The sequence below is a fragment of the Sphingopyxis granuli genome (assembly GCF_001559015.1).
Lineage (GTDB): Bacteria > Pseudomonadota > Alphaproteobacteria > Sphingomonadales > Sphingomonadaceae > Sphingopyxis > Sphingopyxis granuli.
The window spans coordinates 4,321,575-4,334,673 of record NZ_CP012199.1 but is presented as its reverse complement, the minus strand read 5'-3'; the positions used below and the strand labels follow the sequence as shown (position 1 = coordinate 4,334,673).

The window sequence follows — 13,099 nt, the reverse complement described above, 5'->3', positions numbered from 1 at the left end:
GCGGCTTTGCCGTATAGGGGCGCCATGACCGATCCTTGCAGGGGCCAGGCGCCGGAGCGCCCGTTGCCCGTCCCATGACGCCCTTCCCCTGGTCGGACGTCGCCATCATCGCGATCCTCGTCCTGCTCAACGGCGTTTTCGCCATGTCCGAACTGGCCATCGTGTCGTCGCGCGACCCGCGGCTGCAAGCGGCCGAGAAAAGAGGGAGCAACGGCGCACGGATCGCGCGTCAGCTCGCCGCCGATCCGGGCCGCTTCCTGTCGACGGTGCAGGTCGGCATCACGCTGATCGGCGTTCTGACCGGTGCCTATTCGGGCGCCAGCCTGGGCCAGCCGGTCGCCGACCGGCTGGCGGCGTTGTTCGGAATCGACCCGCAGACAGCGCTGAGCGCGGCGTTTGCCATCGTCATCGCGCTGACCACCTATGCCTCGCTGATCGCCGGCGAACTGGTGCCCAAGCAGTTCGCGCTGCGCTCGCCCGAGCGCGTCGCGATCATCGTCGCACCCTTCATGTACTGGCTGTCGCGCATCGCCGCGCCGCTGGTCTGGCTGCTCGACACCAGTTCGAGTCTCGTCTTTCGCCTGCTCGGCCTCAACCGCGAATCGGAGGACAGGGTGACGGCGGAGGAATTGCACCTGATCGTCGCCGAGGCGTCGAAATCGGGGGTGATCGAGGAAAGCGAGCGCGCGATCATCTCGGGCGTCGTGCGGCTGGCCGACCGGCCGGTGCGCGAGGTGATGACGCCGCGCAAGGACGTCGACTGGATCGACGTCGCCGCCGACGCCGCCGCGGTGCGCGCCAAGCTGCTCGAAACGCCGCACACGCGGCTGCCGGTGGCGCGCGGATCGGTCGACGACATCGTCGGCGTCGTGCAGGCGCGCGACATCGCCGCCGCGCTGTTCCGCGGCGAGACGCTCGCGCTCGAGACGCTGACCCGCCATGCGAGCGTCATCCATGATCAGATCGACGCGATGGACGCGCTGGAAGGCCTGCGTGCGGCCGACGTGCCGATGCTGCTCGTCCACGACGAATATGGGCATTTTGAGGGGCTGGTGACCCCCGCCGACCTGCTGTCAGCGATCGCCGGCGAATTCGCGTCCGACCAGGATATCGGCAGCGAGCCCTTCGTCGTCGAGCGTGACGACGGCAGCCTGCTGATCGCCGGATCGATGCCCGCCGACCAGATGGCCGAGCGGCTGGGGATCGAACTCGACGACGACCGCGACTATGCGACCGCCGCCGGCCATGCGCTCGCGGTGCTCAAGCGCCTGCCTGAGGAGGGCGAGCATTTCACCGACAAGGGCTGGCGTTTCGAGATCGTCGACATGGACGGGCGCAAGATCGACAAGCTGCTGGTCAGCGAAATCCGCAAGCCGCGGGAGGACGAAGGCGAGTGACCTCGTGCTTTTGTAACTCTTGAAGCGACAAAGAGACGGACGTGCGCCGTCATTCTGTCTCCTTTGTCGCCTTGGTGGGACAGGGCCGCTTTGCTTCGCCGCGCAAGGCGGCATGGATAACCGCTATGTCGGGACCGTCGCTGACATCAATCGCTCCGCCGTTGAGAACGCGAACGGTCGTAACGCCGTTGAGCGCGCGATCCATCGCGATGCTGTACTGATGCGTGCGCCCCATCGAAATCGCGCGATCCCATGCGGCGGCAAAGCCGGCCGCGCCGGGGCGGTCGCGGAGGCGATAGGCCGACGCGCGGCCCATCCCGACGGCCTTTGCGGCCTTTCCCACCGAACCCATGGCTTCGAGCGCGCGAATGGAATGCGCCTGCGTTTCGGGCGTCCAGCCATCGGCGCGCTGCCGCCGCGAGCGCACGGGAGTGAAGGCGAGGCAGCTGTCGGCAAGCAGCCGCCGGGGCGAGGCTGGTGTGCGCTCTATCCGGCAGTTTGGACCACGGCGGAACAATGTGGGGAAGGATTATTTTCGAAAGGTGGCGGCTTTGGGACGGCTTCCCGATATCCCCCTTCTTCGTCATCCCCGCGAAAGCGGGATCGAGAGCATTCGTCAGCCGACCTGTCCCGGGATTCCCGCTTTCGCGGGAATGACGATGTGAAAAACGGGAATGGCGCCTTTCGGCTGCGTCCCTGCCGCTACAATTCGCCGCCGAGCGCCCCGTATTTCGCCTCGAACCCGGCCTTGTCGCGGCGCGCGAGGTAGGAGGCCTGGTCGACCCAGTTGTCGCGGACGATGCGGCCCTGGAAGGTGCCGAGTTGCGGGTCGATGGCGGCGATGTCGGCTTCGGTCCATGCCGCGATCTGGTCGAAGCGCGTGATGCCGAGGTCGTTCAGCAGCGTCGCAAGCTTGGGGCCGACGCCCTTCAGCAGCCGCAGATTGTCGCCGGCTGCCGCTGGCTGGGCGGGCGGCGGCGGGGCTTCGACTGGAGCTGGAGCCGGGAGCGGCGCTTCGGCGGCCGGGGCGGGCGGCGGGGGCGGTGCGGGGGGGATGGGGGCCGGAGCCGGCTCGACGGGCTTGAAGCGCGCGGGCTCGGCGGCGACGATGTCGGGCTTCGTCGGTTCGAGCGGTTTGCGCGGCTCGGCGGGCGCGACGGTCGGCGGCGCGGCCTCTTCGGCTTTCGATCGCCCGAACAGCCACCAGAGAAGCGCGATCGCGACGACGAGCCCGACGACCGCGATGATCCAGTTTTCCTGTAGCCACGTCATGATGATCTCCCTGCTTTGCCGTCAGTTTATGCGGCGGCGCGCGGCGCGTCCAGTGCCGCGCCATCGCGGTCGGGCTGGGTCCCCGCGCAGGCGGGGACCCAGAGCGGCATAATACCACGCAGGCTTTTCGTCGTTCTGGGCTCCCGCCTGCGCGGGAGCACAAGGCTGTTTTTTCAGGCGATTCCGCCCTTAGCGCGCCTCGCGCGCGACTTCGCGCCAGCCGATGTCGCGGCGGCAGAAGCCGCTGGGGAAATCGAGCCGGTCGACCGCGGCATAGGCGCGCGCCTGCGCCTCGGTGACGCTGTGGCCGGTCGCGGTGACGCTGAGCACGCGGCCGCCGGCGGCGACGATCGCTCCGTCGGTGCGTGCGGTGCCGGCGTGAAAGACGCGCACGCCGCCCGCTTCCGCCTCCGCGATGCCGCGGATGGCGCCGCCCTTTTCGGGGGTGCCGGGATAGCCGTTCGCGGCCATGATCACCGTCAGCGCATAGTCTCCAGAAAAGGCCGGCGGTGGCGCGTCGGCGAGGCCGCCGGTCGCGGCGGCGTGGAGCAATCCGGCGAAATCGCCGAGAAAGCGCATCATCAGCACTTGGCATTCGGGATCGCCGAAGCGGCAGTTATATTCGATGAGCTGCGGCCCCGTGTCGGTCAGCATCAGCCCGGCGAACAGCACGCCGACATAGGGGGTGCCGTCGGCGGCGAGCGCCGCGACCGTCGGGCGGACGATGCGGTCCATCACCTGCGCCTCGAGATCGGGGTTCAGTACCGGCGCGGGGCTGTAGGCGCCCATGCCGCCGGTGTTGGGGCCGGTGTCGCCGTCGCCGACGCGCTTGTGGTCCTGCGCACTGCCGAAGGCGATGACGTCGGTGCCGTCGGACAGCGCGAAGAAGCTCGCCTCCTCACCGGTCAGATAGTCTTCGAGGACGACCTCTGCCCCCGCGCCGCCGAAAGCGCCGGCGAACATGTCCTCGATCGCCGCCTCTGCCTCGGCGCGCGTCGCGGCGATGATCACGCCCTTGCCCGCGGCGAGGCCGTCGGCCTTGATGACGACGGGAATCGAAAAGCCGTCGAGCAGCGCCAGCGCTTCCTCGGCCGAGGTGGCGCGGGCGTAGGCGGCAGTGGGGATGCCGGCGCGCGCGCACAAATCCTTGGTGAAGCCCTTCGACCCTTCGAGCCGCGCCGCGGCGGCCGAGGGGCCGAAGACCGCGACGCCGATCGCGCGCAGCCGATCGGCGAGGCCGGCGACGAGCGGCGCCTCCGGTCCGACGACGACGAAGTCGACGGCGTGCGTCCTGACGAAGGCGACGAGGCCGTCGAGGTCGTCGGCGGGAATCGGCACGCATTCGGCGTGCGCCTCTATCCCTGGGTTGCCGGGGGCGGCATAGAGCTTGGCGCAGCTTGGCGATTGTGCCAGTTGCCAGCTCAGCGCATGTTCGCGGCCCCCCGACCCGATGAGCAGGATATTCATGGCAGTCCCTTTTCCCGATCCGGCGTCCGACAGCGAAGCGCCCGCGCGGCTGTTAGCCGAGGCAGGCGCGCGCGACAATGCGTCCGCGGCATCCGGGGCGTCTGGCGCGCCCGCGATGACGGTCAGCCAGTTGTCGGCGGCGATCAAGCGCGCGGTCGAGGATGGATTCGGCCGCATCCGCGTCCGCGGCGAGCTGTCGGGCACCAAGCGCGCGGCGTCGGGGCATTTCTATGCCTGCCTGAAGGACGACAATGCGCTGATCGACATGGTGATGTGGAAGGGGCAGGCGGGCCGCCTCGCCTTCCGGCCCGAGGACGGGATCGAGGTGATCGCGACCGGCAAGCTCACCACCTATCCCGGCCGCTCCAAATATCAGCTCGTCGTCGAATCGCTCGAGGTCGCGGGCGAGGGTGCGCTGATGCTGCTGTTCGAGAAGCTGAAGGCGCGGCTCGGCGCCGAGGGGCTGTTCGACCGCGAGCGCAAATATGACCGGCTGCCCTTCCTGCCGCGCACGATCGGGGTCGTGACATCGCCGACCGGCGCGGTGATCCGCGACATCCTCCATCGCCTCGCCGACCGCTGTCCGACGCATGTGATCGTCTGGCCGGTGCTGGTGCAGGGCGAGGGCGCGGCGGCGCAGGTCGCGGCCGCGATCCGCGGCTTCGACGCGCTGGAACCCGGCGGTCCGATACCGCGTCCCGACCTCGTCATCGTTGCGCGCGGCGGCGGCTCGATCGAGGATCTGTGGGCGTTCAACGAGGAGGTCGTCGTGCGCGCGATCGCCGATTGCCGCATCCCGACGATCAGCGCGGTGGGGCACGAGACCGACGTGACGCTCGCCGACTATGCCGCCGACGTGCGCGCCCCGACCCCGACCGCAGCGGCCGAGATGGCGGTGCCGGTGCGTGCCGAGCTGATGACGCAGCTGGCGACGTGGCGCGGTCGGATGCTCGGCGCGGCGAATCGCCATCAGGGGCTGGCAGGCGAGCGGCTGACTGCGCTGGCGCGGCACCTGCCGCGGCGCGAGGCTCTCTATGCGCCGCAGCGCCAGCGGCTCGACGATGCCGGGGACAGGCTCGACCGCTGTCAGCGCCACCGGCTCGCGGTCGTCGCCGAGCGGCTGGCGAGTCGGTCGGCGGCACTGCGCCCGGCGCTGCTGGCGCGGGCATGGGATCGCGACCGGGCGCGGCTGTCGGGCCTGGCGCGGCTGCTCGCCTCGCTCGATCCGCGCGCGCTGCTGTCGCGCGGCTATGCGATGGTGCGCGATGCCGGCGGGACGATCGTGACGACCGCGGCCGGCGCGCGCGCGGCGGGGCATCTGCGGCTCCAGTTCGCCGATGGCGAGGTGCCGGTGCAGGCGGCGGCCGATGGAACGCCGCCTACGCCCGCGCCGAAACCCGCCCGCAAGCCGCCGCTCGCTGCGCCCGGACGCGGGCAGGGCGAGCTGTTCTGACGGCGGCGGGGGTGGCCGCCGGGGGCGGAGCTGCTATAAGCTCTGCCATGATTTACGCTCGAACGGACATCGAATCATGCTGATCGCCAGCCGCAACCGCCTCGCCCGCCTGCAATACGGCCCGAACGGCTTTCGCACCCTGTCGCCCGGCGACCATGTGCTGTGCGCGGTCAGCGGCGCGCCGATCGGGCTCGACGAACTGCGCTACTGGTCGGTGGCGCGGCAGGAACCCTATGCGAGCGCCGCAATCGCGACGCGGGCGATGCTGGACGCGGTGCCCGGCGCATGACGGCACGCGGGGCGCGGCCCCGGGGGCCGGTCTTCCTGTCGCTGCTTGGCATGATCGTCGTCGCCGGCTGCGTTCCGGCAGCGGAGGACGCGCCGCCCGCCCCGCCGCCGCCGCCGCCCGCGCCCGAGGCGTCCGTCGCGACGCCGCCCGCCCCACCGCCTTCCGTCGCCGGGTCCGCCGATTTCCATTTTCGCGGCACCGCCGTCCAGGGCGGCGCGCTGATCGGGCAGGCGCCGGGCGGCACGCGCGCGCTGGCGCTCGACGGCGAAGCAGTGGCGCTCGCCGCCGACGGGGCATTCCTGGTCGCCTTCGACCGCGACGCGCCCGCGACCCAGCGCCTCGTCGCGACGCTGTCCGACGGGCGACGGGTCGAACGGACGCTGGCGGTCGCGGTGGGCCAGTGGCGGATCGAGCATGTCAACGCGCCTTGGCGCGGCAGCGCGGCGAGCGACGCGGAGTTCGAGCGGCGGCGCCCCGACGAGCTGGCGCAAATCCGCGCGGCGCGCGCGGTGCAGGCCGATTCGGACGGCTGGCGCCAGACGTTCCTCTGGCCGGCGACCGGCCGCCTGTCGGGCTTCTTCGGGTCGCAGCGCGTCTATCAGGGCAAGCCGGGGAGCTATCACAGCGGCACCGACGTCGCGGTTCCCGCCGGCACCCCCTTCCGCGCCCCCGCCGACGGCGTCGTCGTGCTGGCGGCGGCGGTTCCCTTCACGCTCGAAGGCCATCTGCTCATCGTCGATCACGGCATGGGCCTCAACAGCGCCTTCCTGCATTGCCAGCGGCTCGACGTGGCGGTCGGCGACCGGGTGGCGCAGGGGCAGGTGCTGGGAACGGTGGGCCGGACCGGCCGCGCGACAGGACCGCATCTGCACTGGGGCCTGATGTGGCGCGGCGCGCGGCTCGACCCCGGCACGCTCGCGGGTCCGATGCCGCGCTGACCGACGGGAGCCGGGCCGCAAAATCGTAACCGTTGAAACAAAATAACGCAAAGTGGTCGCCCCGGCGCATAGTGTTTCGTGACGTCTCCGGGTTGTTGCAAATACGTCACAATCGCTGGCGAAACGGCAGAAAGCGCCGGGAATTTCCTTTACTCCAGATGAATGACCGGCCATCCCGCACGCTATCGGGGTGTCTATGCGGGGGCGTTGAATCGTCCACGCCGTGTATGCCCGGGTATCTCGATCCATCAGAGCAAGGGACTGCACTGTGAAGAAAACCCAATATTCGAAGCTGAAGCTGGGCGCTGCGCCGCTGGTGCTCGGCGTCGCCCTCGTTTCGGCTCCTGCCTATGCGCAGGACGAAGGCGCGACCAGCAGCTCGGAAATCGTCGTGACCGGCACGTTGATCCGCAACCCGAACCTGGAATCGGCCTCGCCCGTTACCGCCATCGGCGCGGATGAGATCGACATGCAGCAGGCGAACGTCGCCGAAGAACTGCTGCGCGAACTGCCCGGCGTCACGCCGTCGATCGGCTCGGCGGTCAACAACGGCAACGGCGGTGCGTCGTTCGTCAACCTGCGCAACCTCGGCTCGAACCGCAACGTCGTCCTGATCGACGGCGTCCGCTTGGTGCCCGCCGAACTGAACGGCCGCTTCGACCTCAACAACATTCCGCTGGCGCTGATCGAGCGCGTCGACGTCCTGACCGGCGGTGCTTCGACCACCTATGGCGCCGACGCCGTCTCGGGTGTCGTCAACTTCATCACGAAGCGCAACTTCGCGGGTATTGAGGCCAATATCTCGAACCAGATCACCGAGCGCGGCGACGGCCACACGCTGCGCGCCGACGTAACGATCGGTGCGAACTTCGACGATGGCCGCGGCAACGCCGTGTTCAGCATCGGCTATCAGGAATCGGACCCCATCTATCAGGGCGGCCGCGAGCATGGCCTCTATGCTCTCAGCTCCAGCTCCGGCGGTGCGGGCGGTTCGGGAACCGCAGTTCCCTCGCGCTTCTCGCTTCCGGGTCAGGGTACGCGGCAAATCAACGCCGCCGGCACGGACTTCAATCCGGGCACCACCTTTACGGCGTTCAACTTCAACCCGTACAACGTCTACCAGACACCCTTCAAGCGGTTCAACATGTACGGTGCCGCCAACTATGAGATCAGCGATGCGCTGGAAGTCTATACGCGCGGCGTTTTCTCGAAGAATACCGTCAGCACGATCATCGCACCGTCTGGCGCTTTCGGCATCGGGGTCGATATTCCGCTGAACAACCCGTTCCTCAACGATGCTTTGCGCACCACCTTCTGTGATGCGAACGGCATTGATGTAGCGACCTGCACCGCCGCCGCCGATCCGTCTCTGACGCCCGGCGATGCAGCCTATCGGACGGTGACGAGTTCGTTGTTCCGTCGTGCGACCGAAGTCGGCCCGCGTATCAGCGAATACACGACCAACTTCTTCGATTATCGGCTGGGTTTCCGTGGTGGTGTGACCGATACGATCAGCTGGGATGTCTTCGGCAGCTATGGCGAATCCGAAAACCTGCAGCAGATCGGCGGCTATACGCTGAACTCGCGGGTGCGCGACAGCTTCCTCGCGAACAACACGACAAGCTGTTTTGACGGCGCGGCCGCAGGCTGCGTTCCGATCAACTGGTTCGGCGTGGAAGGCAACAGCAGCTGGACGCCCGAGGCGATCAGCTTCCTGAACGAAGTGTCGACGGTCCGCACCAAGACGTCGATGGCGCAGGCCCGCGCGATGCTCAGCGGTGACTTCGGCGTTGCCAGCCCGATGGCGTCAGACCCGATCTCTTTCGCGGTCGGCGGCGAATATCGCGAGTATAAGGCGTCGCAGGCGTCCGATACACTCGCAGCTGGCGGTGACCTCGGCGGTGCCGGTGGCGCCGCGCCGAACATCGATGGTGGCTTCAACGTCTATGAAGCGATCGGTGAACTCATCGTTCCGCTGGTTCAGGACAAGCCCTTCTTCGAGGATCTGACCATCGAAGGCGGCATCCGCTATTCGTCCTACAAGGTCGATGCGGTCGGCAGCCCGTCGTACAACACCACGACGTGGAAGGTCGGCGGCAGCTGGACTCCGATCAGCGACATCAAGTTCCGCGGCAACTATGCGCGGGCGGTTCGTGCGCCGAATATCGCCGAACTGTTCTCACCGGTGAATACGACACTGACCAACCTGCAGGACGATCCGTGCGCGACGCGCGACGATAACGGCAACGTCATTCGTGCTAACCCGACCGGCGAACTGCGCGCTGTCTGTATTGCGCAGCTCGCGCCGGGTACGCCGGCCAGCACGGTGGACTTCATCGCCCAGCCGATTTCGGGTCAGGCCAACGCTACGGGCGGCGGCAACCTGAACCTTGGGCCGGAAATCGGCAAGACCTGGACGGTGGGTGTCGTGCTGCAGCCCAGCTTCGTTCCGAAACTGTCGCTGTCGGTCGACTATTACCACATCAAGATCACGGGTGCGATCACGTCGCCGACTCCTGGTGACGCTATCTCGGCCTGTTTCGGTGCCGATCCCTCGTCGCCGGCGGCAGGCGCATCGTCAACGGCCGCTTGCACCTCGATCCGTCGCGATCCGCTGACGGGTGGTCTGAACGGTGATCCGAACACGACGCCGGGTCTGTTCCTGACGACGTCGAACCTCGGCACGCTGGAAACCAGCGGCATCGACGTCAACCTGAACTACTCGCGCGACGTGGGCTTTGCGAACCTCAGCTTTGCCGGCCAGTTGAACTGGACGGAGCAGTCGAAGTTCCAGTCGGCTCCGGGCGGCTACAACCGTGATTGCGTCGGCTACTTCTCGGCGAACTGCGGTCAGCCGATCCCCGAGTGGCAGTGGTCGCTTCGCACCTCGCTGGCTTTCGACGACTTCGACGTCTCGCTGCTGTGGCGCCACATCGGCGGTAGCAAGTATGAAGGTCTGGCCAGCGACTACGCGGACCGTGGTTTCGATGACAACTCGCGCGAAATCTTCGAGGGCGCGCTGGGCGCCGGCACGGGCACCCTGTCCGGCAAGCAGGTCAACTTTAATCGTATTAAGGCATATGATTATTTCGACCTGACGACGCGGTTCAACGTTCTCGAGAACCTGACCGTGACGGTGGGCGTGCAGAACCTGTTCGACAAGAAGCCGCCGCTGGTTGGCGGTGAAGCGGGTTCGACGACCTACAACAGCGGCAACACCTTCCCGTCGACCTACGATTCGATCGGGCGCCGTTACGTCGCCGCGGCTCGCGTCCGCTTCTAAGAGCGAATAGGCGAAAAAATCGGGAGCGGGCAGTGATGTCCGCTCCCTTTTTTTATGGGTGATCGCCGAAGAATGGCTCGAACGGTTTTGTTCGAAGGGGAGACACGGTTCTTCTGGGCGGTAACGCCATTCACGCCTCTCGCTATGTCAGGGAAATCGATCCGAAACGCCGTACGCGAGCGGGGCAACCAATCCATCTTCCCGATGCAAAGCCATATCGCCTTTGGTGAAGACCGTACCGCCTTCCGGAACCCCCACGAAAGCAAGGTTTCAGATAGCATGGTGCGCCTCGCGCGGACCCCGCTTTGGCCGGCGATTCTCGCGATAGTCGTCCCGCGCTAACGCGCACCGGCAGGAGGTAACAAGGCGTTCGGCAGGGCCAGCGGGATCGCGGCGGCGTCAGCCACTGCCAGCGTCCAATCATGCACCTTGTCGATCTCGTCGCCATAGGCTGTCGTCGCCGCGGCGCGCTCCTGCTTTCGCGCTTCGACCGAGAAATCGGCGCCCGATTTACTGTGCCGCGAGAAGACGGCGCGGCCGGCCAGGTCGCCGCCTGCCGCCGCTGCGGCCGGAAGCATCGAAAAGTCCGCGAGCGCCTTGAGCGTGGCCGCGGGGTCGGCCAGCAGGCTTTCCGAATCGAGGGTGCGGACGCGATCGGGAAAGCGTTCGGCCAGTGCGATGAACAGGCGCTGCTGGGCCAGCCATCCGACCGCCGCCACCTGAAGGTCGCTGAGCCGGAAATAGTCGCGGGCCTCGAAGCCCAGATCGACGAGATTTTCGCGCAGCAATCCTTCTAGAAGCTCGCGCGCCCACAGACGGCACCACAAACCCTTGTGCGCGACCGACAGCAGGAACTCGCGCAGGGGCGCATGCAGGAGCAGCGCATGGGCGTCGGGGCGCAGTGCCATCATCGGCGTCATCAACCCCGCAAGGATGTTGGAAGGCTTGACCACGACCGCCTCCGCTGGTGTCCAGCGCCGCGCGAGCAGCAGGAGCGCATCGTCGAGCAGATGTGCAAGCTCCGCCCCCCGGCGCTCGCCACGGCGATGAATGCCGGTGATGTCGTTGAGCAGGACGGGTTCGGAAAGACCCATCGAATGACCCGGAATATCCAGCGCCCGCACGAGCAGCGTCGAGGCGCAGAAGGCGGAATGAAACAGGAAATGGATTGCGCCGGCGTTACCGCGCGCGGCCTCGACGCTCGCGGCGCGCGGCGCGATAATCTCGGGCTGCCCGCCGACAAGTTCGTCGGTCAGAAATGGTCCCGCGGCGTGCATTGCGTGGGGCACGTGACGGAACAGCAGGCGGTCCGCCGCCATGTCGTAGCGGTGGGCAAGCCAAGTCGGATCGGCGGGATCGAAAGCGGGTGTGGAAACCATAGTCGCACCATAATCGGGACCGGCCGGGCGACAAGTGCCGTCTTTCCAATGCGCCGTTCGCAGCGTAGGGAAAGCCATGTCCAAGTCGACTCTTTCGTCCCACGAAGCCAATGCCCAGGGGCTCGCAGCGCTGAACGCCGGTGATTCCGCGACCGCGGTTCGGCTGTTCACGCACGCCGTCTCGATCGATCCGCAAGCCGGAAGCCTGTGGCGCAACCTCGCGCATGCGCACCGCCTGCTCGGTGACGACGACGGTGAGCGGCAGGCCCTGCAAGGCGCGCTCGAGACCGATCAGCGCGACGTTGCCGCGCTCGTCCGGCTGGCCGAACTGCACGAACGGCGCAGCGAAACGCGCGACGCGCTTCTGCGCTGGTCGGCGGTGCTCCAGCTCGGCGAGCAGATCGCCGATCCCGCGCCGGCCTTTGTGCAGATTCTCGATCATGCGCGCGCCTATTGCCAGGCGCAGCAGGCCGCGCTCGCCGGCTTCGTCGAGCGCGAATTCGGTTCGCGCCTCTCGGCGCTCGATGAAACGGCGCGCCGGCGTTCCACCGCTTTCCTCGACCATGCCCTCGGGCGTCGCCGCGTCTATCGGAACCAGTGCGCGGGCCTCCATTATCCGTTCCTGCCGGCCGACGAATATTTCGACGACCGCCATTTTCCGTGGTTCGACGATCTGGCCGCGCGCGCTCCGGCGATCCGCGCCGAACTCGAGGCGCTGCTCGCCGATCCCGGCGACGCGCTGCGGCCCTATGTCCGCATGGACAAAGGTGCATCGGGCAGCCAGTGGGACCAGCTGGATCACAATGCCGACTGGAGCGCCTGTTTCCTGTGGGAATATGGCCAGCCCAACCAGCCCGTCCTCGACCGCTGTCCGGAAACCGCCGCCGCGCTCGCCGCGACGCCCAGCGCGCATATTCCGGGCCGGGCGCCCAGCGCCTTTTTCTCGATGTTGCGCCCGCATACACGCATTCCGCCGCACACCGGCGTCACCAATACCCGGGCGATCATCCATCTGCCGCTGATCGTGCCGCCGCATTGCGGCTTCCGCGTCGGCGGGGAAACGCGCGAATGGGTCGAAGGCCGGCCCTTCGCTTTCGACGACACCATCGAACATGAAGCCTGGAACGAAAGCGACTCGCTGCGCGCCATCCTCATCTTCGACGTGTGGAACCCGCATTTGAGCCCCGAAGAGCAGGCCGTCATCGCCGATTATTGCCGGACGGCCGACGCGCTGACCGAGCCGGCGGCGCGATGAGCCTCTTGCGAGTGGCGCGATCCATTGGTAATTCGGGCTGATTGGCCGGAAGGGGCAGACATGTACGTGGCATCCATTATCCTGAGCGCCCTCTTGCAGGCGTCCAACCCGCAGCCCGTGGCGGACAAGAAAGAGGACCCCGATGCGGAAATGGTTTGCCGCCGGGTCGACGTGACCGGCTCGCTCGCCCGCAAGGAACGGGTGTGCAAGACGCGCGGTGAGTGGCGCCGTCTGGCGGATTCCGGCAATGCGGCCGCCCGCGACATCATAGACTTCAGTCGCAGCCGCCCGAGTGGGCAGTAGGCTCCAGCGCATCGAACGCCAGGTGCCTGGCCTGACAAAACGGCAAAATATACGGTAGAAGCG

The 13,099-nt window shown here is 67.5% G+C and carries 11 protein-coding genes; 7 read left to right on the top strand and 4 right to left on the bottom strand.

Translation table 11 applies throughout. The annotated features are described in order from the left end of the window. Nucleotides 1–74: 74 nt before the first annotated feature. Nucleotides 75–1,397: a hemolysin family protein gene (locus SGRAN_RS19855; protein WP_067107255.1), complete on the top strand. Its 1,323-nt coding sequence runs from the start codon at nt 75–77 to the stop codon at nt 1,395–1,397. Between the two features lie 49 nt (nt 1,398–1,446). Here the strand turns inward: SGRAN_RS19855 and SGRAN_RS19850 are convergent, their stop codons facing one another. The 3 genes from SGRAN_RS19850 to purD all read right to left on the bottom strand — a co-directional run bounded on the left by SGRAN_RS19850 (nt 1,447) and on the right by purD (nt 4,136). After that, the gene (locus tag SGRAN_RS19850; RefSeq protein WP_210434178.1) at nt 1,447–1,914 is read right to left on the bottom strand and encodes a hypothetical protein; all 468 of its coding nucleotides are present in this window, start codon (nt 1,912–1,914) and stop codon (nt 1,447–1,449) included. Nucleotides 1,915–2,099: 185 nt separating this feature from the next. Further along, nucleotides 2,100–2,669 carry a hypothetical protein gene (locus tag SGRAN_RS19845; RefSeq protein ID WP_067107261.1) on the bottom strand — a complete coding sequence of 190 codons (570 nt, stop codon included), beginning with the start codon at nt 2,667–2,669 and terminating at the stop codon, nt 2,100–2,102. 189 nt (nt 2,670–2,858) lie between these two features. Next, nucleotides 2,859–4,136, bottom strand: coding sequence for a phosphoribosylamine--glycine ligase (gene purD / locus SGRAN_RS19840; RefSeq protein ID WP_067107264.1), 1,278 nt, complete (start codon nt 4,134–4,136; stop codon nt 2,859–2,861). Here purD and xseA point away from each other — a divergent pair. The 4 genes from xseA to SGRAN_RS19820 all read left to right on the top strand — a co-directional run bounded on the left by xseA (nt 4,135) and on the right by SGRAN_RS19820 (nt 10,099). Continuing rightward, nucleotides 4,135–5,589: an exodeoxyribonuclease VII large subunit gene (gene xseA, locus SGRAN_RS19835; protein ID WP_067107267.1), complete on the top strand. Its 1,455-nt coding sequence runs from the start codon at nt 4,135–4,137 to the stop codon at nt 5,587–5,589. The genes purD and xseA overlap by 2 nt on opposite strands. A 76-nt stretch (nt 5,590–5,665) precedes the next feature. Beyond that, the gene (locus SGRAN_RS19830) at nt 5,666–5,878 is read left to right on the top strand and encodes a DUF2093 domain-containing protein (protein WP_067107269.1); all 213 of its coding nucleotides are present in this window, start codon (nt 5,666–5,668) and stop codon (nt 5,876–5,878) included. After that, on the top strand, nt 5,875–6,816 hold the full coding sequence (locus tag SGRAN_RS19825; RefSeq protein WP_067107271.1) for a M23 family metallopeptidase: 942 nt from the start codon (nt 5,875–5,877) through the stop codon (nt 6,814–6,816). Before SGRAN_RS19830 ends, SGRAN_RS19825 begins: the two co-directional genes overlap by 4 nt. 268 nt (nt 6,817–7,084) lie before the next feature. Further along, entirely contained in the window at nt 7,085–10,099 is a 3,015-nt protein-coding gene (locus tag SGRAN_RS19820) for a TonB-dependent receptor (protein WP_067107273.1), read from the top strand. A 338-nt stretch (nt 10,100–10,437) separates the two neighbouring features. Here the strand turns inward: SGRAN_RS19820 and SGRAN_RS19810 are convergent, their stop codons facing one another. Next, the gene (locus SGRAN_RS19810) at nt 10,438–11,478 is read right to left on the bottom strand and encodes a hypothetical protein (RefSeq protein WP_067107277.1); all 1,041 of its coding nucleotides are present in this window, start codon (nt 11,476–11,478) and stop codon (nt 10,438–10,440) included. A 76-nt stretch (nt 11,479–11,554) separates the two neighbouring features. Here SGRAN_RS19810 and SGRAN_RS19805 point away from each other — a divergent pair, with 76 nt between their 5' ends. Continuing rightward, entirely contained in the window at nt 11,555–12,733 is a 1,179-nt protein-coding gene (locus tag SGRAN_RS19805; protein ID WP_067107279.1) for an aspartyl/asparaginyl beta-hydroxylase domain-containing protein, read from the top strand. A gap of 60 nt (nt 12,734–12,793) precedes the next feature. Next, on the top strand, nt 12,794–13,036 hold the full coding sequence (locus SGRAN_RS19800) for a hypothetical protein (RefSeq protein ID WP_067107281.1): 243 nt from the start codon (nt 12,794–12,796) through the stop codon (nt 13,034–13,036). Nucleotides 13,037–13,099 lie beyond the last annotated feature (63 nt).